The following is a 20320-nucleotide window of genomic DNA, read 5'->3' as shown; positions in this document are numbered from 1 at the left end:
CCCCCCCCCCCCCCCCCCCCCCCCCCCCCCCCCCCCCCCCCCCCCCCCCCCCCCCCCCCCCCCCCCCCCCCCCCCCCCCCCCCCCCCCCCCCCAGGGGGTGGGGGAGGGTGGGGGCGGGGCTCTTGCCGGGGCCCGGGGGGCGTGCCAGGCTCCCGGCGAGGCCACCTCGGTGGTCCCACGCCGACCCGCGGTTCCGCCAGGAACCGGTCCGGACCTGGAAGGGGCCACAGCAGTGCCGTCTCCGCCGTCCTCCGTCGAGCAGGTGGCCGGGGAGCTCACCGCCCCCCTCGACGTCGTCGCCGTCCACGAGCACGTCACGGCCCGCGCCCTGCGCGCCGGCACCGTCGGGACCGTCGGCCTGGAGCTCGAACGGCACGCCGTCGACCTGCGCGCACCGCTGCGCCGCGTGCCGTGGGACCGCCTCACGGGTGCGCTGCGGGGTGCCGCACCGCCCGCCGGGTGCCGCGTCACCCTCGAACCCGGTGGTCAGGTGGAGCTGTCCAGCCCCCCGCTGCCCGGCGTCGTCGCCGCCGCCGAGGTGCTGCGCCGAGACGCCGCGCACGTCGACGCGGTCCTCGCCGCCGACGGCATCGCACTGCTGAGCACCGGCACCGACCTCGTGCGCGAGCCCGGGCGCGTCAACCCGGGCTCGCGCTACACGGCGATGGAGCGGCACTTCGCGGCCCTCGGCCACGCCGTCGACGGCGCCGCGATGATGTGCTCCACCGCGTCGCTGCAGGTGAACCTCGACGCGGGCCCGGCCCACCGGTGGCCGCAGCGCCTGGAGCACGTGCACCGGCTGCTGCCCGCCCTGGCCGCCCTCGGTGCGTGCAGCCCCCTGCTCGCCGGTCGCACCGACGGCACCCGCTCCACCCGCCAGGGCGTGTGGCGCCGGCTCGAACCGGGCCGCTGCACCCGCCCCGCCGACAGCACCGGTGGGCCCGACCCGGCGGGGGAGTGGGCGGCGTTCGCCCTCGCCGCCCCCGTGATGCTCGTGCGCGACGCACCGCAGAGCCCCTGCCGCCCCGTGCTGGAGCCGGTGACCCTCGCCGACTGGGCGAGCGGGCGACGGCTGCTGCACGGCCGCCGACCCACCGCCGCCGACGTCGACCTGCACCTGAGCACCCTGTGGCCGCCGGTGCGGCTGCGCGGTTTCCTGGAGGTGCGCGTCCTGGACGCCGTGCCCGCCGCCTGGTGGCCCGGGCTGGCCGCGGTGGTCGCAGCGGTCGTCGACGACGAGCGCGCCGCCGACGCCGCCGCCGCCGTCGTCGACGCGTGCGGGTGCGACACCGCCCGCGCCGCCCGCGGCCTCCTCGACGCCGCCCTGCCCGCCGTGCCCGACGCGCTGCGCGGCTGCGTGGAGGCGTGGGCCGAGCTCCTCGACGCCGGGCACCACCCGGCCGACCTCGTCCTGGACCGGGTCCGTCGCGACGGGCCCACCGGCTGCCTGACCGCGGAGGAACTGCGATGAGCACCCCGACGAGCACCGAGCACGGCGCCACGGGCGCCGCCGGGCTGGAGGCGGCCGTGGCCGCCCTGGAGTCCGCCCGGCGCGCCACCCTGGCCCTCACCGACGCCGACGACGCCGAGCTGACCGCTCAGCACTCGCCGCTGATGAGCCCGCTCGTGTGGGACCTCGCGCACGTCGGCCAGCAGGAGGAGCAGTGGCTGCTGCAGGCCGCCGACCCCGACCGCGAGCCCGTCTTCCACCCGGCGATCGCGTGCCTGTACGACGCGTTCGAGCACCCCCGCGCCACCCGCACGCAACTGCCGCTGCTGGACGCGACCGCCTCCCGCCGGGCGCTGGCCGAGGTCCGCGGGCGCGTCCTGGACGCCCTGGAGCGCGCGCACCCCGACGACGCGCACTCCACCGCGGGGATGGTGGCCCAGCACGAGTTCCAGCACGACGAGACGATGCTCGCCACGCACGGCCTGCGCACCGGTGCACCCCTGCTGACGGCCACACCCACCCCGCCAGGCCGGCCCGTGCCCGCCGAGGCGGTGCTCGTGCCCGCCGGCCCGTTCCTGCTCGGCGCCGACCCGGTCGCCGAACCCTGGGCGCTCGACAACGAACTGCCCCAGCACGAGGTGCACCTGCCCGCGTTCCGCATCGGGCGCGTCCCCGTCAGCAACGGCGAGTGGGCGCAGTTCGTCGACGCCGGCGGCTACGACGACCCGCGGCTGTGGAGCACCACCGGCTGGGCGCACCGCACCGCGCAGGGGCTGCGCGCGCCCATGACGTGGGAACCCGACGGCGCCGGGTGGTGGACGCAGCGCCGTTTCGGGGTGGTGCGCACCGTCGACCCCGCCGAACCCGTGCAGCACGTCGACTTCCACGAGGCGCAGGCGTACGCCCGCTGGGCGGGGGCCCGGTTGCCCACCGAGGTGGAGTGGGAGAAGGCGTGCGCGTGGGACCCCGCCACCGGCCGGCGGCGCCGCTGGCCGTGGGGGGACGACCCCGCCACGGCGCAGCGGGCCAACCTGGGCGGCACCGCGCTCGGTCCCGCCCAGGTCGGCGCCTACCCGGCGGGCGCCTCGGCGTACGGGGTCGAGCAGATGATCGGCGACGTGTGGGAGTGGACGAGTTCCGCGTTCACCCCGTGGCCGGGTTTCTCCCCGATGCTCTACGACAGCTACTCCGCACCGTTCTTCGGCGGGGACCACCGGGTTCTGCGCGGCGGCGCGTGGGCCACGGCCGCCGGTGCGGTGCGCCCGTCGTTCCGCAACTGGGACCACCCGATCAGGCGGCAGGTCTTCACCGGCGTGCGCCTGGCGTGGGACGCCTGAGTGTGCCGGCACGTCGCCTGGCTCGGCGCACCCCGCACCCTGGCGGAACTGCTGCTGGAGCCCGAGCACGGCTTGCTGCGGCAGAGCTGGGAACCGCGCCGGCAGGCCCACGGCACCGTCAACGCCGACGGCTGGGGCGTGGGCTGGTACAGCCCCGCCCGGCCCGAACCCGCCCGCTGGCGCTCCTCGCGGCCGGTGTGGGCGGAGGCGTCCCTGGCCTCGGTCGCCCCGCACGTCGCCTCCGGGTGCGTGCTCGCCGCCGTGCGCAGCGCCACCGTCGGGATGCCGGGTGACGAGAGCGCCTGCGCGCCGTTCGCGCGCGGGCGCTGGATGCTCTCCCACAACGGCGTCGTGGACCGCGCCGTCCTGCCCGCTGAGGCGTGGCCCGCCGCGGAGTCCGTGTGCGACAGCGCCGTGCTCGCCGCGCACCTGCTCGCCGCACCGGAGGAACTGGCCGAGCGGATCGCCGCCGCCGGCGCCGCCGACCCGGCCGCCCGCCTCAACGTCCTGGCCACCGACGGCGAGCGGTTGCTCGCCACCGCCTGGGGCGACACCCTCAGCGTCCTGCGCACCCCCGACGGGGTCGTGCTCGCCAGCGAACCCTTCGACGACGACCCCGCCTGGTGCGACGTCCCCGACCGAACCCTCGTGACCGTGACGCCGGACGGCGTCGAGCTGACCCGGCTGGAGGCCCCGTGAGCACCACCCCCGCCACCGACGCGCTGCCCCTCGTCGTCGAGCGGCACCTCACACCCGACGTCCTCGCTGCGGCCCTGCGCCACGACGTGCGCGCGGGATTGACGAGCACGCCGAAGACCCTGCCCCCGAAGTGGTTCTACGACGAGCGCGGCAGCCGGCTGTTCGACGAGATCACCAGGCTGCCGGAGTACTACCCCACCCGCCGCGAGCGCGAGCTGCTCGACCTGGTCGCCGGCGAGGTGGCCGCCGCCACCGGCGCCGACACCCTCGTGGAACTGGGCAGCGGGACCAGCGAGAAGACCCGCCTGCTGCTGGCGGCCCTCGCCGGCGCCGGCACGCTGCGCCGGTTCGTGCCCTTCGACGTCGACGGCGTCGTGCTCGGCGAAGCGGGTACCGCCGTCGCCGCCGAGCACCCCGGTCTCGCCGTGCACGCGGTGGTCGGCGACTTCGAGCACCACCTGGACCGGCTGCCGCGCGGCGGCCGGCGCCTCGTGGCGTTCCTCGGCTCCACCATCGGCAACCTCGAACCCGGCCCCCGCGCCCGGTTCCTGCGCGACCTCGCCGCCACCCTCGTCCCCGGCGACGCCCTCCTGCTGGGCACCGACCTCGTCAAGGACACCGACCGCCTGCTCGCCGCCTACGACGACTCCACCGGCGTCACCGCGGAGTTCAACAAGAACGTGATCCACGTCCTGCGCCGCGAACTGGGCGCCGACGCCGACCCGGACGACTTCGACCACGTCGCCGTGTGGGTCCCCGAGCACGAGCGCATCGAGATGCGCCTGCGCGCCCGCCGCGCGGTGACGGTCCACGTGACCGCCCTGGACCTCACCGTCGAGTTCGCCGCGGGCGAGGAGGTGCGCACCGAGGTGTCCAGCAAGTTCCGCCGCGAGAGCGTCACTGCCGAGCTGGACGCCGCCGGGCTGGACCTGGCGCGCTGGTGGACCGACCCGCACGGCGACGTCGCCCTCAGCCTCGCCGTGCCCCGGGCCTGAGCTCGCGAGCGGCGGGTGGTGGGCCGGTAGCGGGCGGAGAGCCCGGCGGAGGAGTTCCCCGCCACCCGGGCGCGAACCCGGGCACGAACCCGTGCGAGCTGCGAGATCAGTCGTCGAACGTGTTGAGCATGCTGTGCGCCGCCCGCTCCAGGTAGTCCCACAGCAGGCCCTGCTGCGCCGGCGGCAGGCCCAGGGAGTCCACGGCGGCGCGCATGTGCGTCAGCCAGCGGTCGCGGGCGTCGGGGTTGACCTTGAAGGAGGCGTGCCGCATCCGCAGCCGCGGGTGCCCGCGCTGCTCGGAGTAGGTGGTGGGCCCGCCCCAGTACTGCTCGAGGAACATCCGCAGCCGCTCCTTGGCGGGGCCGAGGTCCTCCTCGGGGTACATGGGGCGCAGGCCCTCGTCGGCGGCCACGCCGTCGTAGAAGACGTCCACCAGGCGCACGAACGTGTCGTGGCCGCCGACCTCCTCGTAGAAGCTGACGGTGCCGCCGTCGGGGCCGGCGGGCTTGCGGCCGATGAGGTTCTGCGGTCGGACGAGGGGCAGGTCGGGGCTCACCGCACCAGTGTCGCCCCTGCCGGCGCCCGACGGGCCGCGGCCTCCGCGGCCTCCTTCACGTTGCGCTGCATCCCGCCGAAGACGACGTCGTGGAACGGGCTGATCGCCGCCCAGTACGCCTGACCGGCCAGGCCCTTGGGGTGGAACAGGGCGCGCTGCCGGAACAGGGTGCGCCCCACCGGGTCCGCCTCCACCCGCAGGTCCAGCCACGCCAGGCCCGGCAGGCGCATCTCCGCCCGCAGCCGCAGCAGGCGGTCCTCCTCGCGCTCCTCCACGCGCCACCAGTCCACCGCGTCGCCCACCATGAGGTGGTGCGGGTCGCGACGGCCGCGGCGCAGCCCCGGGCCGCCGGAGAAGCGGTCCATCAGCCCGCGCACCGCCCACGCCATCGGCCACGAGTACCAGCCCTGGTCCCCGCCGATGCCCTCCAGCACCCGCCACAGCACGTGCGCGGGGGCGTCGACCACGATGGTGCGCTCGTCCACGTACAGGTTGCCGCCGGCCCAGTCCGGGTCCGAGGGCAGCGGGTCGCTGGGGGCGCCGGGCAGGGCCGCCGAGCTCCACCGGGTGGCGACGTTCGCCTCCTGCACCCGCTGCAGCGCCAGCCGCACCGCCTCGCGGAAGCCCAGCAGGCCCTCGGGCGGGTCGGGCACGAACCGGGCGATGTCGTGCTCCTTGCACACGACCTCGTGCACGAGGCTCTCCACCAGCGGCCGGGCGATCTGCTTGGGCACCGGCGTCACCACGCCCACCCAGTGGCTGGACAGGCGCGGGGACATCACCTCCACCGGCAGCACGCGCCGCTTCGGCAGCCCCGCCACCTCGGCGTAGCCGCGCATCATGTCCAGGTACGTCAGCACGTCCGGGCCGCCGATGTCGAAGGCCCGGTTCACGTCCGGCGGCATGTCCGCCGATCCCACCAGGTACCGCAGCACGTCGCGCACCGCGATGGGCTGGATGCGGTTGCTCACCCACTTCGGGCACACCATCGCCGGCAGCCGCTCGGTCAGGTAGCGCATCATCTCGAAGCTCGCCGACCCCGAGCCCAGGATCACGGCCGCGCGCAGCACCGTCGTCGGCACGGGGGAGTCCAGCAGGATCTCCCCGACCTCCCGCCGCGACTCCAGGTGCGTCGACAGCTCCTCGTCCTCCGGGTACAGGCCCCCCAGGTACACGACCCGGCCCACCCCCTGCGCGGCGGCGGCGCGCGCGAACGTGCGGGCGGTGCGGCGGTCCTTCGCGGAGAACGACCCGCCGCCGCTCATGGCGTGGATCAGGTAGTAGGCGACGTCCACCCCGCGCAGCGCCTCGGCGATCGCCTCGGCCTCGGAGGCATCGGCGCGCACCACCTCCACGTCCCCGATCCACGGGCGGTCCCGCAGCACCTCCGGCCGCCGCGCCACCGCCCGCACCCGGAACCCCGCCGCCAGCAGCTCGGGGACCAGCCGGCCGCCGATGTAACCGCTGACGCCGGTCACCAGGGCCAGCCGGCCGGCGCCGTCCCCGACCTCGTGCGCGGCCTGCGGCGAGTCGGACGTGGGGGGAGTGTCGTCGTACACGCCGTCAGTGTGGGTGCGGGGTGCCCGCTCGGCGAGCCGGTCCCGTTCGGGGGTCGCCTCGGTGCGGCTGCGTGGTCACCCGGGTGCGGGCGTCGGCGGGTGCTGCGGCCGGCTCTCCGCCCGCTGCCGGGTGCACCACCTCGCCCGGGTGCGCCGGGCGGGCTCCGGACGCCGGCCTCCGCACCCGCCGCCACCCTCGTCGCGCTGCGGTGCAGCGGTGCTCGCCGGTCCCGCGCGGTGGTGAGGGTGGAGGGAGGTGGGGTGCTCTCGTCGCCGGGCGTCCGGAGCCAGCCACACGCACTCGGGTGCGCAGGTGCACCCGGCAGCGGGCGGAGAGCCCGGCACGAGAGCACCCCACCTCCCGGGCGAGAACCCGACCCCGAGCGCGAACCGGCCCCCGAAGTTCAGGACCCCCGCCGCACCGACTCCGGGTCCACGTCCGCCGTCGTCTCCGCGGACACGTCCGCCTCGCTGCGCGGCGGCGGGTGCGAGCCCGCTGCCGAGACGGCGTCGACCTCGCTCCCCGGCCTGCGCTGCTGCTTCGGCGGCTGCGGGCGGGCGTCCTCGTTGCGCAACCACACCGTGCGCTGCGGGAAGGGGAACTCGATGCCCTCGGCGTCGAAGACCGCCTTGATGCGCCGGCGCAGCTCGCGCTGCACCGCCCACTGCTGCAGCGGTGCCGTCTTGACCACCAGGCGCAGCACGATGGCGTCGGCGGCCATCTGCTCCACGCCCCACACCTCGGGGCGCTCCAGCACGAGCGGCTTCCAGTCCTCCTCGGCGGCGAGCGCGTCGCCGACGCGCTGCAGGACCTCCTGCACGTTCGCGACGTCCTCGCCGTAGGCGACGGAGACGTCCAGCACGGCGCGCGCCCAGCCCTGGCTCTGGTTGCCGACGCGGATGATCTCGCCGTTGCGCACGTACCAGACGGTGCCCTGCACGTCGCGCAGCCTCGTCACCCGCAGGCCCACCGCTTCCACGGTGCCGGAGGCGTCGCCGAGGTCGACGACGTCGCCGACGCCGTACTGGTCCTCGGCGAGCATGAAGAACCCGGACAGGAAGTCCTTGACGAGCGCCTGGGCGCCGAAGCCGATGGCGACGCCGGCGATCCCGGCGGAGGCCAGGAACGGGGCGATGGACACGCCCACGATGTCCAGGACGGACATCACCGCGGCGATGCCGAGCACCAGCGTGGTGGCGCTCTTGAGGACGGAGGCGATGGTCCCGGCGCGCTGCTCGCGGCGCTCGTTGAGCAGCGGGGAGGACTCCAGCAGCCCGTGCCGCTTGGCGGTGCCGCGCCCGCCGAGGCGGCTGGCGCCGGTGGCGATGCCGGTGGCGACCCGGCTGATGAGCCGCAGCAGCAGGTAGCGCGCCACGAAGCACACGACCAGGACGATGAGGATCTTCAGGGGCTCGTCGAGCAGGAACTGCGCGACCTTGCCGGCCGTCTCGGACGCGGCCTCGGTGGCTTCGGCGGTGTCGGTTCCCAGCACGGCGGACAGGGCGTCGTTCACAGGGTCTTCGGGTTCCTTCCAGCGGGGTTTCCGGGTGGCGGTGGTGCGGGGAGCTTCAGCCCAGGTCGAGGCCGGTGGCGGCCGCGGCGAACGCCAGGGTGTCGCGCACCAGGCCCGCGCTGCGCGAGACGGAGCGGGAGCCGTGCCCGACGTCACCCTCCCGGCGCAGCAGCACGGGCCGGGAGGAGGAGGTGGCGTGCTGCAGGGCGGCGCACAGCTTGCGCGCGTGCAGCGGGTCCACCCGGGAGTCGCCGTCGAACACGGTGAACAGCACCGCCGGGTACGGCGTGCCCTCCACGACGCGGTGGTACGGCGAGTACGACAGCAGCCAGCCGAACTCCTCCGCCACGGCCGCCGAGCCGTACTCGTCGTTCCACGTGGCGCCCAGCCCGTGCTGCTCGTAGCGCACCATGTCCAGCAGCGGGGCCGAGCACACCACCGCGGCGAACAGGTGCGGCTGCTGGGTCAGCGCCGCGCCCACGAGCAGGCCGCCGTTGGAACCGCCGTGCACGCACAGCTGCGCGTGCGTCGTCCAGCCCTGCTCGACGAGGAAGCGGGCGGCGGCGTGGAAGTCGTCGAAGACGTTCTGCTTGTGCTCGCGCATCCCGGCGCGGTGCCAGTCCTCGCCCTCCTCGCCGCCGCCGCGCAGGTTGGCCACGGCGTGCACGCCGCCGGCCTCCACCCAGGCCAGGGCGTCGGGGGCGTAGTGCGGGGACAGGCTGATGCCGAAGCCGCCGTACCCGTACAGGATCGCCGGGGCGGGCGAGCGGGGGCGGCCGTCCTCGTCGAGGGCGTCGGTGCGCACCGTCAGCTGCAGCCGCACCGTGGTGCCGTCGTCGCCGCGGTACTCCAGCAGCCGGCTGGTCACCGGGGGCACGGCCACCGCGCCGGGCGGGGCCGCGTCCAGGGTCAGCGAGCCGTCGCGGGCGTCCCAGCGGTGCACGTGCGCGGGGGTGGTGGTGTCCGTGTAGCCGAACCACACCTCGTGCCCGCCGTCCGGTCGGGTCACCAGACCGCCCACCGAGCCCGCACCCGGCAGCTCGATCGCGCCCGCCGCGCCCGCCCGCTGCCGGCCCGTCGCCAGGTCGTGCACCGTCAGGGACGAGACGGCGTGCCGGGTCCAGCCGGCCACCAGCAGCGGTGCGTCCAGCTCCGGGCCGTCCAGGACGGCGACGTCCTCCAGCAGGGCGTCCGGCGCCTGCGGCAGCAGGTCGCGCCAGTTCTGCACGCCGGGGTCCGCCGGGTCGGCCACCGCCAGCCGCCCGCGCGGGGCGTCCAGGTCGGTGAGCAGGTACAGGCGCCCGTCCCGGCCGACCCACGCGCTGGTGCGCGCGTCGCGGCCGGTGACGACCTCCCGCAGCACCGGTGCCTGCGGCCCCGAGGTGGACAGGTCGGCGATCCACACGTCGTCGCGCGGCGCGGTGCCGTCCGAGGCGCTGACCACCAGCCAGCGCCCGTCCCGGGAGGTCCACACCCCGTAGTAGTTCGTCATCGACATCCCGGCGCCGAACACCTCGACGTCGGTGGCGGGGTCGGTGCCCACCCGGTGCAGGTAGACGCGCCGGTGGTACTGGCGCTCGGCCTGCGGCACCGCCTCCGGCGGCAGGCGGCGCACGTAGTAGAAGGCCCGCGGTCCGCCCTCGCGGGCGGGCAGCCAGGCGACGGGGGAGTAGCGGGCGCGGTCCAGCGGCCCGTCCACGACCTCGCCGGTGGCGACGTCCAGCACCCGCAGGACGCTCTCCTCGCTGCCGCCCTCGGAGACCTGGTACGCCAGCAGGTCGCCCTCGACGCTGGGCCGCCAGGAGTCCAGGGTCGTGGTGCCGGAGGGGTCCAGGGCCACCGGGTCCACCAGCACCCGCTCCGGCGCCCCGGGGGCGTCGGTCACCCGCAGCACCGCGTGCTCGGCCCCGGGGTCGCGGCGGCTGCGGAACACCCGCTCGCCCCGGTGCACCGGGGAGCCCACCGCGCCGGTCGACAGCAGCTCCCGCACCCGCCGCTCCACGCGCTCGCGGCCGGGCAGCGCGGCCGCGAAGCGCTCCCACGCCTCGTCCTGCCACGCCGACCACTCGCGGGTGCGCGGGTCGGCGGGGTCCTCCAGCCACCGGTACGGGTCCGCCACGGCCACGCCGTGCAGCTCCTCCACGAGGTCCAGGCGCGGAGCGGGCGGGACGCTGCCGGGGGTGCTCGACGGGCCGGCCGCGGGGGTGCTCATGGGCGTCCACCCTAGGCACCGCGGGCACCGCGCCGCGCCGGTGCCGCGTGGACGAGCGGGGTGGACCCGCGGCGGGGAGCGTGTGGACGGGCCGGGAGGCACGCCCCGTGGCAGAGTCGGCGCCGTGCCGTCCCAGACCCCGAGCGCCGTCCCCGAGGACCGCCCCGCCCCCCAGCTGCTGGAGCTGGCCGCCGCCTGCGGCGTCGCCACCCGCTTCACCGACTGGCAGGGCCGGGAGAGCGCCGTCCGCCGCTCCACGGTCGAGGCGGTGCTCACCGCCATGGGCCTGGACGTGTCGAGCCCCGCGGCGCTCGACGACGCGCTGCACGAGGTGAAGCTGCGGCCGTGGCGGCGCACCCTGCCGCCGGTCGTCGTGGCCCGGGAGGGGCGCGCCCACCAGGTCCCCGTGCACGTCCCGCACGGCGACCCCGTCGAGCTGGTCGTGCAGCTGGAGGACGGCGGCTGGGCGGCGCTGCGCCAGGTGGACCGCTGGGTCGACCCGGTGCGCGTGGACGGCAGGCTCACCGGCCGCGCCACCTTCGAGGTCCCCGACGACCTGCCCCTGGGGTGGCACGTGCTGCGCGCGCACACCCCCTCCGGGGACGCCACCTGCCCCCTCGTCGTCACCCCCGACGTCCTGGAGCTGCCCCCGGCGCTGCAGAGCGGGCGCAGCTGGGGCTACCAGACGCAGCTGTACTCGGTGCGCTCCTCGCGCTCGTGGGGCATCGGCGACCTCGCGGACCTGGGGGAGCTGTCCTCGTACGCCGCGGAGCAGGGCGCCGGGTGGGTCCTGGTCAACCCGCTGGCCGCCGCCTCACCGGTGCCGCCCATGGAGGCCTCCCCGTACCTGCCGACCACGCGGCGCTTCGTCAACCCGGTGTACCTGCGCGTGGAGGACGTGCGGGAGGTCGCCTACCTGGCGCCCGCCGACCGCGCCGCCGTGGAGCGCCTGGCCAGCAGGTGCCGCCCCTCGAACACCGACCCCGGCGAGATCGACCGCGACGCGGTGTGGGCCGCCAAGCGGGAGGCGCTGGAGATCGTCTTCCGGCAGGGGCGCACCCCCGCCCGCGAGACCGCCTTCCGCCGCTACGTCGCCGACGAGGACCCCGGTCTGAGCGACTTCGCCACCTGGTGCGCCCTCGCCGAGCGCCACGGGCCGCCCGTCGCGCAGTGGCCGCAGGAGGTCTCCAGCCCCGAGCGGGCCGCCGCCTCCGGCGCCCTGGACGGGCTCGCCGAGCGGATCGACTTCCACCGCTGGCTGCAGTGGCAGTGCGACGAGCAGCTGCGCACCGCCCAGGACCTGGCGACCGCGGCCGGCACCGGGCCCGGCATCGTCCACGACCTCGCCGTCGGCGTGCACCCCGACGGCGCGGACGTGTGGTCGCTGGGCGACGCCCTCGCCCACGGCGTCACCGTCGGCGCCCCGCCGGACGCCTTCAACCAGCAGGGCCAGGACTGGAGCCAGCCCCCCTGGCGCCCCGACCGGCTCGCCGAGCAGGCGTACGCGCCGTTCCGCGACATGGTCCGCACGATCCTGCGGCACGCCGGCGGACTGCGCGTCGACCACGTCCTGGGCCTGTTCCGGCTGTGGTGGATCCCGGCGGGGGCGCCCGCCTCCGAGGGCACCTACGTGCGCCTGGACCACGAGGCGCTCATCGGGATCCTCGCCCTGGAGGCCCACCGCGCCGGGGCCGTCGTCGTCGGCGAGGACCTCGGCACCGTCGAGCCGTGGGTGCGCGAGTACCTCGCCGAGCGCGGTGTCCTGGGCAGCGCCGTGCTGTGGTTCGAGTACGACGGCGCCGAGCCCCGCCCGCCGGAGGACTACCGCGAGCTGGCGCTGGCCAGCGTCACCGTGCACGACCTGCCGCCCACCGCCGGGTACCTGGCGCAGGAGCACGTCGCCCTGCGCGACCGGCTCGGGCTGCTGACCCGCCCCGTCGAGGAGGAGCGCCGCCGCGACCAGGCCGAGCAGGACCGCATCCTGGGCCTGGTGCGCGAGCGGGGCCTGCTGGCGGAGGGGGCCGGGGAGCAGGAGACCGTGGAGGCGCTGCACCGCTACCTCGCCCTGGCCCCCTCGCTCATGATCGGCGTCTCCCTCGTCGACGCGGTCGGGGACCGCCGCACGCAGAACCAGCCGGGCACCGCCCTGGAGCACCCGAACTGGAAGATGCCGCTGACCGGTCCCGACGGCGGGGTCGTCCTCCTGGACGACCTGCCCGCCGACGCCCGGGCGCGGTCCCTCGCGCGGGTGGTGGACGCCGCCGTGCGCGAGGACCGCGGCGCCGACGGCGCCCTGCGCGAGCGCTGACGCCGGCCGGGGCGGGCGGACCCCCCGGTCCGCCCGCCCCACAGCCCCTCCCGGTGCCGGCTGCACCAGCCTGCACCCGGGCCCTTGCAGGGCGCTTGCAGCCGTCTGCCCACCGCCGGCCCGCGCGCCACCTACCCTGAGCGCGTGACGACGGCGCTCGAAGTGCGGGTGCTCGGCCCCCTCGAGGTGGTCACCCCCGCGGGAACCGCACCGCTGGGCGGTGCCCTGCGCACCCTGCTGGCCGCCCTCGCCGTCGACGCCGGTCGCGTGGTGGCGGCCGACACCCTCGCCGACCGCCTGTGGGAGGACGGCGGCCTGGACGCCGGCGCCTCCACCGTGCACAGCTACGTCTCCCGGCTGCGCCGCCGACTGGAACCGCAGCGGCCGCCCTCCGGCTGGCAGGTCCTGCGCACCCGCGCCCCCGGGTACCAGCTGGTGCTGGGGGCGGCAGAGCTGGACGCCGAGGAGTTCCGCCGCCTGCTCGCCCTCGCCCGCGGCCGCACCGACCCGGCCGCGGGCCGCGAGGACGTGGCGCGCGCCCTGTCGCTGTGGCGGGGACCGGCGTACGCGGACGTGCCGGCGGGCTTCGCCCGCGCCGAGGCCGCGCGGCTGCACGAGCAGCGGCTGGAGGCCGAGGAGCTCGCCGCCGAGCTCGACCTGGCGCTCGGGCGCCACCGGCAGGTCGCCGGCCGGTTGCCCGCGCTGGTGGCGGCCGAACCGTTCCGCGAGGGGCTGCGGGCCGCGCTCGTGCTGGCCCTGTACCGCGCCGACCGGCAGGCCGACGCCCTGCGCTGCTACGAGGAGGGGCGCCGCCTGCTCGCCGACGCGCTCGGCGTGGACCCCGGCCCGCAGCTGCGGCGGCTGCACGAGCTGGTCCTGCGCCAGGACCCCGAGCTGGACGCGCCCGTGCCGGCGGCGCCGGCCCCCACCGCGGGCACCGGCCCACCGGCCGCCGCCCCCGCGAGCCGCCGCCCGGCGCTGCCCACCCCGCCCACCCCGCTGCTGGGGCGCGACGACGACCTGGCCCGGCTGCACCGGCTCCTCGACGGCGGCGCCCGTCTGGTGACGCTGACCGGCACCGGCGGGGTGGGCAAGACCCGCCTCGCCCTGGCCGCCGCGCGCGAGGCCACCGGCCGGGCCGACGCCCGGTTCGCGGACGGCGCCGTCCTGGTGCCGCTGGCGACCCTCGACGACGCCACCGCCGTCGTGCCCGCCGTCGCCCGCGCCCTCGGCCTGGGCGCGGTGGAGGGGCCCGGCGCGCGCGACGCCGTCGCCGCCCACCTGCACCCCCTGCGCCTGCTGCTCGTGCTCGACAACCTCGAGCACCTGCTGGACGCCGCGGTCGACGTGGCCGAGCTGGTGCGCAGCTGCCCGCACCTGGTCGTCGTGGCGACGAGCCGCGCGCCGCTGCGGGTGGCGGGGGAGGTGGAGCACCGCGTGGAACCGCTGGCCCTGCCGGCGGCCGGCGCCCCGGCGGGCGAGGTGCTGTCCTCGGCGGCCGTCACGCTGTTCTGCGACCGGGCGCGCGACGTCGTGCCGGGGTTCCGGCTCGACGAGGGCGAGGTGCGCGTCGTCGCCGACGTCTGCACCGCCCTGGCCGGCATCCCGCTGGCGCTGGAGCTGGCCGCCGCCCGGGTGCGGGTGCTCGGGCCCCGCGACCTGCTCGCCCGCCTGGACGAGGCCCTGTCCGGCGGGCGCCGGGACCTGCCGGAGCGCCAGCGCACCATGCAGGCCACCCTGGACTGGAGCTGCGGCCTGCTGGACGCGCCCGCCCGGGGGCTGTTCCGCCGCCTGGGCGTCTTCAGCGGCGGCTGGACGCTGCCGGTGCTGGAGGCCGTGGAGGGCCCGGCGGTGCTGCCGCTGCTGGAGGCCCTCGTGGAGCAGTCCCTCGTGCGGGTCGAGCACGGCGACGACGGCGCCCGCTTCTCGATGCTGGAACCCACCCGGCAGCACGCGCAGCGGCTGCTGGGCGACGCCGAGCGCGCGCAGGCCCAGGCCGCCCACGCCGCCGCCCACCTGGCCCTGGCCGAGGAGGCCCAGGGCGGCTACCAGCGCGACGCCCAGGTGGGCTGGCTGCGGCGCGTGGAGCGCGAGCACGCCAACCTGCTGGCCGCGGTGGACGCCTCCTGCGCCGCCGGGGACGGCGAGACCGCCGGCCGTCTGGTGTGGGCGATGTGGTTGTTCTGGTGGATGCACGGGCACCTGGCCGTGGGCCGGCGCGCCTGCGAGGCGGCGCTGGACCTGCCCGGGACGTCCCCGCGGGTGCGCACCCGCGTCGACCTCGCCCTCGGCGCGATGCTGTTCGCGCAGGGGGAGCACCAGCGCGCCGAGGAGGTCTGGGAGCGCGCGCACGCCCTGGCCGCGCGGACCGGCGACCACCACGCCCTGGCGCACGCCGTCGCCGGCACGGGCATCACCGCCCTGGCCCGCGGCGACGCCGCGAGCGCCGTGCAGCGGTTGCGCCGGGCCCTGCCGCTGGCGGCCGCGCTGCCGGACGCCTCGGACGGGCCGTGGCTGCGCTCGCTGGGGCACGCCTGGATCGGCACCGCCCTGACTGCCCTGGGCGGTGAGCGCGGCGGCGGCCCGGAGGCGCGCGAGCACTTCGAGACGAGCCTGGCGCTGTCCCGCGCGCGCGGTGACCGGCTCACCACCTTCGTCGCCCTCTACAACCTCGCCCAGGCCGAAGCGCCGCACGACCGCGACGCGGCCCGTCGCCGCCTGCACGAGGGGATCGTCCTGTCCGCGCAGGTCGGCGACCTGGCGAACCTGTCCCACTTCCTCGAATCGCTCGTCGTGCTCGACGCCGCGGCGGACGGCACCGGCGGTCGGGGAGCTCCGGCGCTGTCGGCGACGCTGCTGGGCGCGGCCCGCGCGGCCCGCGACACCGTGGGCTCCGACGTGTACGGCTTCTACGTGCGCGACGACGCGCAGCTGGCGACCGCCCGCGACCTGCTGCGGCAGCGGCTCGGCGAGGAGCGCTTCGCCGCGGCGGTGCTCGCCGGTGCGACCCTGCGCACCGCCGACGTCGTGCGGCTGGCGGTGGAGGGGACCGTCACCGCGACGGCGACGGCGACGGCGACGGCAGCGGCGGCAGCGCCAGCCACTGCTGCCAGGTGAGGTCGCGCCCCACGAAGCGCGGTGCGGTGAACGGCCAGTCCCGGTGCACCCACCGCGGCACACCGGCGTCCAGCACCGCCTCCAGCTCCGAGCCGACGAGCCGGTCCACCACCCACCAAGACACGTCCGCGTCGGCGCCCGCCCGGCCCGGCGGGTCCAGGTAGACGCACCCCAGCAGCTCCGCCTCCTCGTCGTCGAACAGGGCGTAGTTGAACGACTCGTGCCGGGCGATCTCGGCCTCGTGCCGGGCCAGGTCCACGCGGTCCTGCTCGCGCGTCATCCCCTCCGGCGGCCACCCCCACACCTCGCCGTAGATCGACCACAGGCGCTCGCGGGACCCCAGGACGGCGGGCAGGTCGAGGTCGACGTCGACCTCGCGGATCGGGCGCAGGTGGTGCCCGGTGGCCAGGTCCAGGCGGGTGGGGTGCCGGAACCAGGACGGCAGCCAGGACGGCGGCCGCGGCACCTCGGCGGGGTGCTGCTCGGGCACGGGAGGCTCCTCTCGGCGGGGGCCCGCCGGGTGGCGGGACGCCGGCCAGGCTGCCGCCGGGACCCTGCAACCGCCTTGCACGCGGCGCGGCGGGTGCCCGCGCGCGGTGCCGAGACCGTGCAGGCGCGCTGCAAGCGGCTCCCGGCAGGCTCCCGACCGTGTCGGCAGCAGCCTCCGTCCCGATCCCGCCCACCTCGACGACCCGCCCCGCGCTCGCCCTCGTGCGGGCCGCGACGGCGGTCCCCGCGCCCCGCGCCGCGCCGCCCACCGCGCCACCGCCGACCGCGCCGTCCCCGACCGTGCCGTCCACGACCGTGCCGTGCCGCACCGCGCCCGCCGACCTGTTCTTCGCGGAGGACCGCGAGCTGGTGCAGCGCGCGAAGGCCCTGTGCGCGGCGTGCCCGGTGCGAGCGGCCTGCCTCGCCGGTGCGCTGGAGCGCCGCGAGCCGGTCGGCGTCTGGGGCGGGCAGCTCTTCGTCGACGGCGTCCCCGTCGCCTACAAGCGCGGTCGCGGGCGCCCGCGCAAGGACGCGCCCCCGGTCGCCGTCCCGCTGTGAGCGTGCGAGGGGCGGGCGCAGCGCCTCACCCGCCCCTCGCCGGGCGCGTCAGCGCGCGTCGCGCTCCTGCGCGCGCAGGGCGCGCGCCACCCCGTCGCGGTTCTCCAGCACCAGGCGGCGCAGCGCCGGCGGGGCGTCCTGGGCCCCGGCCAGCCAGGCGTCGGTGCGTTCCAGCAGGTCGGCGTCGGCCAGCACCAGCGGGTAGAGCCCGGTGACGACCTGCTGCGCCATCTCGTTCGTGCGCTGCGCCCACACGGTGCGCAGCGCGTCGAAGTACGGCTCGACGAACGGCCGCAGCAGCTCGTGGTCGTGCACCCGCCCGAAGCCCGCGATGACCGAGGCCTGCACGGCGTTGGGCAGCGTGCCGCGCTCCACCACGTCGGCCCACGCGGAGCGCTTGGCCTCGACGGTGGGCAGCGCCGCGCGGGCCGCGGCGGCCGAGCGCTGCCCCGTCGCGGTGGCGTCGCGGGCCAGTTCGGCGTCCACGGCCGCGACGTCGGCGGCACCGCCGGCGACGAGGGAGGTCAGCAGCGCCCAGCGCATGTCCGCGTCGACCTCGAGGCCCTCGATGGCCGAGGTGCCCTCGTACAGGCCCCGCACCACCGCCAGGTGCTCCTCGCTGTGCGCGAACGAGGCGAACGCCCGCGCGAACTGCAGCTGCACGTCGCTGCCCGGGGCGGCCGAGCGCAGCATCGCGAGCAGCGCCTCGGCGGTGCGGGCCTGGACCTCCTCGCGGTGGGCCGGGGCGGTGTACAGCTCGACGGTGGTGGACAGCTGGCGCAGCAGCACCAGCGCCACCGTGGAGTCCGCGCGCGCCGCGTCCCCCGGCAGCAGGGTGCCCAGCAGCAGCTCGGCGTAGTCGCGGGCGGCGAGCTCGCCGTCGCGGGTCATGTCCCACAGCGCCGCGGCGACCAGCGAGCGGGGCAGGGACTCGGTGAACGCGTCCAGGTGCTCCAGCGCGGTCGCCATCGACACCTCGTCCAGGCGGATCTTCGCGTAGGCGAGGTCGTCGTCGTTGACCAGCAGCAGGTCCGGGCGCTTGCGCCCGAGCAGGCCGGTCAGCTCCGCGCTCTCCCCGGCGGCGTCGATCTCCAGGCGGTGCGTGCGCTGCAGCGTGCCGTCGACGAGGTCGTAGCAGCCGACCGCGAGGCGGTGGGCGCGCAGGTGCGGGTGCTCGGCGGTGGCCTCCTGGCGCAGCACCGCGGAGGTGATGGTGCCCTCGGCGTCCGTCTGGAGCACCGGGCGCAGCGTCGCCACGCCGGCGGTCTCCAGCCACTCGCGCGACCAGGCGCCCAGGTCGCGGCCGGAGGTCGCCTCCAGCTCGCGCAGCAGGTCCACCAGCTCGGTGTTGCCCCAGGCGTGCCGGCGGAAGTAGGCGCGCACGCCCGCGAGGAACTCCTCGCGCCCCACGTAGGCGACGAGCTGCTTGAGGACGCTGGCGCCCTTGGCGTAGGTGATGCCGTCGAAGTTCACCTCGACGTCCTCGAGGTCGTTGATCTCCGCGACGATCGGGTGGGTCGTGGGCAGCTGGTCCTGGCGGTACGCCCAGGACTTCTCCAGCGAGTTGAAGGTCGTCCAGGCGCCCTTCCACTCGGTGGCCTCGGCGGCGGCCAGGGTGCTGGCGAACTCCGCGAAGGACTCGTTCAGCCACAGGTCGTTCCACCAGCGCATGGTCACCAGGTCGCCGAACCACATGTGCGCCAGCTCGTGCAGGACCGTCACCACGCGGCGCTCGACGGTGGCCCGCGGCACCTTGGAGCGGAAGACGTAGCTCTCCACGAACGTCACCGCACCGGCGTTCTCCATGGCCCCGGCGTTGAACTCCGGCACGAACACCTGGTCGTACTTGGCGAAGGGGTACGGCGCCTCGAACTCGCGCTCGTAGAACTCGAAACCGGCCTTCGTGGCGGCGACGACGTTGTGCGCGTCGAGGTGCTCCACGAGGGAGCGGCGGCAGTACACGCCCAGCGGGATCGTGCGCCCGTCGGAGGAGACGAGGGAGTCCTCCGAGCCCTCGTAGGGGCCGGCGATGATCGCGGTGACGTAGCTGGACAGCTTCGGGGTGGGCTCGAAGCGCCACCGCCTGCCGCCGGCGACGTCCTCCGTCGCGGCCACGGGAGCCCCGGAGATCACCCGCCAGTGCGCCGGGGCGGTCACGGTGAAGGTGAACGCGGCCTTGAGGTCGGGCTGCTCGAACACCGCGAACACGCGGCGGGAGTCGGCGACCTCGAACTGGGTGTAGAGGTACACCTCGTCGTCGACGGGGTCGACGAACCGGTGCAGGCCCTCGCCGGTGTTCATGTACCGGCAGTCGGCCACGACGCGCAGCTCGTTGTCCCCGGCCAGGCCGTCGAGCTGCAGCCGCACGCCGTCGCCGACGGCCGCCGGGTCGAGGGAGCGCCCGTTGAGGGTCACCTCGTGCACGGCGGCGCTGATGAGGTCGATGAAGGTCGACGCGCCCTCGCGGGCGCTGAAGCGGACGGTCGTGACCGAGCGGAACACCTCCGGGCCCGTCGTGAGGTCCAGCTCCACGTCGTAGGTGTCGACCTGCACGAGCTCCGCCCGGGTGCGGGCCTCCTCGCGCGTCAGGTTCTCGCCGGGCACGTCCACGTCCTTCCGGTCCACCGGGTGCGCTGGGAGGCGGCCCCTCGTCCAGCCGCGCGCCACTCTGCCACGCCCCGGCGACACCGCGACCGCCGGTTTCCCCCGCACGCCGCGCCGTGGCCGCACCCCGCCCGGCGGGGCAGGATGGCGCCATGACGACGACCCCCGCGAAGGACAGCGCCGACTTCTGGTTCGACCCGCTGTGCCCCTGGGCCTGGATGACCTCGCGCTGGATGCTCGAGGTGGAACGGGTCCGGGACGTCACCGTCCGCTGGCACGTGATGAGCCTGTCGGTGCTCAACGAGGGCCGCGAGCTGCCGCCGGAGTACCGCGACCTGATGGACCGCGGCTGGGGCCCGGTGCGCGTGGTCACCGCAGCCCGCGCCCTGCACGGCGAGGAGGTGGTCCTGCCGCTGTACACGGCGATGGGCACCCGCATCCACCCCGGCGGGAACAAGGACTTCGACGAGGTGATCGCGCAGGCCCTGGACGAGGTGGGCCTGCCCGCCGACCTGGCGGCCGCCGCCCGCACCGACACCTACGACGCGCAGCTGCGCGCCTCGCACACCGAGGGCATCTCCCTGGTCGGCGAGGACGTCGGCACCCCCGTCGTGGCGTTCGAGGGCACCGCCTTCTTCGGCCCCGTCGTCACCCCCGCCCCGAAGGGCGAGGACGCCGGCAGGCTCTGGGACGGCTGCCTGCTCGTGGCGCGCACGCCCGGCTTCTTCGAGCTCAAGCGCACCCGCACGCAGGGCCCCGTCTTCGACTGAGGTGCCCGGCCGGCCGGGGCCCCGCCGCCCGCGGGGACCCGGCGGGCCCGCCCCGGGCGGGGCGGCCAAGCTGTCGCCATTAGCGTCCACATACGCAACCACCAAGCCGGCTTCGTCCTAAATCAGAACCAACATGGGCCCCATCGCGTGC

Annotated in this window: 14 protein-coding genes; 8 read left to right on the top strand and 6 right to left on the bottom strand. The window is 76.6% G+C overall.

Annotated elements, in window-relative coordinates:
• Positions 1-233: 233 nt before the first annotated feature.
• Genes ACRYR9_RS16025 through egtD form a run of 4 tightly spaced genes read left to right on the top strand, consistent with a single transcriptional unit; the run spans position 234 to position 4482 of the window.
• Entirely contained in the window at positions 234-1472 is a 1239-nt protein-coding gene (locus ACRYR9_RS16025) for a glutamate-cysteine ligase family protein (protein ID WP_432496458.1), read from the top strand.
• Positions 1469-2788, top strand: coding sequence for an ergothioneine biosynthesis protein EgtB (gene egtB / locus ACRYR9_RS16020; protein ID WP_432496456.1), 1320 nt, complete (start codon positions 1469-1471; stop codon positions 2786-2788). The genes ACRYR9_RS16025 and egtB overlap by 4 nt, the downstream gene beginning before the upstream one ends.
• Positions 2789-3487 carry an ergothioneine biosynthesis protein EgtC gene (gene egtC, locus ACRYR9_RS16015; RefSeq protein WP_432496454.1) on the top strand — a complete coding sequence of 233 codons (699 nt, stop codon included), beginning with the start codon at positions 2789-2791 and terminating at the stop codon, positions 3485-3487.
• A gap of 23 nt (positions 3488-3510) precedes the next feature.
• Positions 3511-4482 carry an L-histidine N(alpha)-methyltransferase gene (egtD, locus tag ACRYR9_RS16010; RefSeq protein ID WP_432496467.1) on the top strand — a complete coding sequence of 324 codons (972 nt, stop codon included), beginning with the start codon at positions 3511-3513 and terminating at the stop codon, positions 4480-4482.
• Between the two features lie 106 nt (positions 4483-4588).
• Here the strand turns inward: egtD and ACRYR9_RS16005 are convergent, their stop codons facing one another.
• From ACRYR9_RS16005 to ACRYR9_RS15990, 4 genes are all read right to left on the bottom strand, one after another.
• Positions 4589-4999, bottom strand: coding sequence for a globin (locus tag ACRYR9_RS16005; protein WP_432496464.1), 411 nt, complete (start codon positions 4997-4999; stop codon positions 4589-4591).
• Positions 5000-5034: 35 nt separating this feature from the next.
• Positions 5035-6597 carry an SDR family oxidoreductase gene (locus ACRYR9_RS16000; protein ID WP_432496451.1) on the bottom strand — a complete coding sequence of 521 codons (1563 nt, stop codon included), beginning with the start codon at positions 6595-6597 and terminating at the stop codon, positions 5035-5037.
• Positions 6598-7001: 404 nt separating this feature from the next.
• Complete coding sequence (locus tag ACRYR9_RS15995) at positions 7002-8111, bottom strand: mechanosensitive ion channel family protein (RefSeq protein WP_432496449.1); 1110 nt, start codon at positions 8109-8111, stop codon at positions 7002-7004.
• Between the two features lie 55 nt (positions 8112-8166).
• Complete coding sequence (locus tag ACRYR9_RS15990) at positions 8167-10323, bottom strand: prolyl oligopeptidase family serine peptidase (RefSeq protein WP_432496446.1); 2157 nt, start codon at positions 10321-10323, stop codon at positions 8167-8169.
• 124 nt (positions 10324-10447) lie between these two features.
• Here ACRYR9_RS15990 and malQ point away from each other — a divergent pair, with 124 nt between their 5' ends.
• The gene (malQ, locus tag ACRYR9_RS15985; protein ID WP_432496444.1) at positions 10448-12631 is read left to right on the top strand and encodes a 4-alpha-glucanotransferase; all 2184 of its coding nucleotides are present in this window, start codon (positions 10448-10450) and stop codon (positions 12629-12631) included.
• A 144-nt stretch (positions 12632-12775) separates the two neighbouring features.
• The gene (locus tag ACRYR9_RS15980; protein WP_432496441.1) at positions 12776-15748 is read left to right on the top strand and encodes an AfsR/SARP family transcriptional regulator; all 2973 of its coding nucleotides are present in this window, start codon (positions 12776-12778) and stop codon (positions 15746-15748) included.
• On the opposite strand, the gene ACRYR9_RS15975 is transcribed toward ACRYR9_RS15980, so the two are convergent.
• Positions 15684-16238, bottom strand: coding sequence for a GNAT family N-acetyltransferase (locus ACRYR9_RS15975; RefSeq protein WP_432496438.1), 555 nt, complete (start codon positions 16236-16238; stop codon positions 15684-15686). The two genes, ACRYR9_RS15980 and ACRYR9_RS15975, sit on opposite strands and share 65 nt — an antisense overlap.
• 158 nt (positions 16239-16396) lie before the next feature.
• Here ACRYR9_RS15975 and ACRYR9_RS15970 point away from each other — a divergent pair, with 158 nt between their 5' ends.
• A complete protein-coding gene (locus ACRYR9_RS15970) occupies positions 16397-16795 on the top strand; it encodes a WhiB family transcriptional regulator (RefSeq protein ID WP_432496435.1) in 399 nt (132 codons plus the stop codon).
• 48 nt (positions 16796-16843) lie between these two features.
• Here the strand turns inward: ACRYR9_RS15970 and pepN are convergent, their stop codons facing one another.
• Positions 16844-19399 (bottom strand): aminopeptidase N, encoded by a 2556-nt coding sequence (gene pepN, locus ACRYR9_RS15965; protein ID WP_432496462.1) that lies wholly within the window; start codon positions 19397-19399, stop codon positions 16844-16846.
• A 152-nt stretch (positions 19400-19551) separates the two neighbouring features.
• Here pepN and ACRYR9_RS15960 point away from each other — a divergent pair, with 152 nt between their 5' ends.
• Entirely contained in the window at positions 19552-20169 is a 618-nt protein-coding gene (locus ACRYR9_RS15960) for a mycothiol-dependent nitroreductase Rv2466c family protein (protein WP_432496433.1), read from the top strand.
• Positions 20170-20320 lie beyond the last annotated feature (151 nt).

The organism is Kineococcus auxinigenes (assembly GCF_050871525.1).
Lineage (GTDB): Bacteria > Actinomycetota > Actinomycetes > Actinomycetales > Kineococcaceae > Kineococcus.
This window is presented reverse-complemented; position numbering and strand designations above follow the sequence as displayed.

Coding starts and splice junctions, on each gene's coding strand:
- ACRYR9_RS15960 (WP_432496433.1), top strand. CDS start 19,552: ATGACGACGACCCCCGCGAAGGACAGCGCCGACTTCTGGTTCGACCCG.
- ACRYR9_RS15990 (WP_432496446.1), bottom strand. CDS start 10,323: ATGAGCACCCCCGCGGCCGGCCCGTCGAGCACCCCCGGCAGCGTCCCG.
- egtB (WP_432496456.1), top strand. CDS start 1,469: ATGAGCACCCCGACGAGCACCGAGCACGGCGCCACGGGCGCCGCCGGG.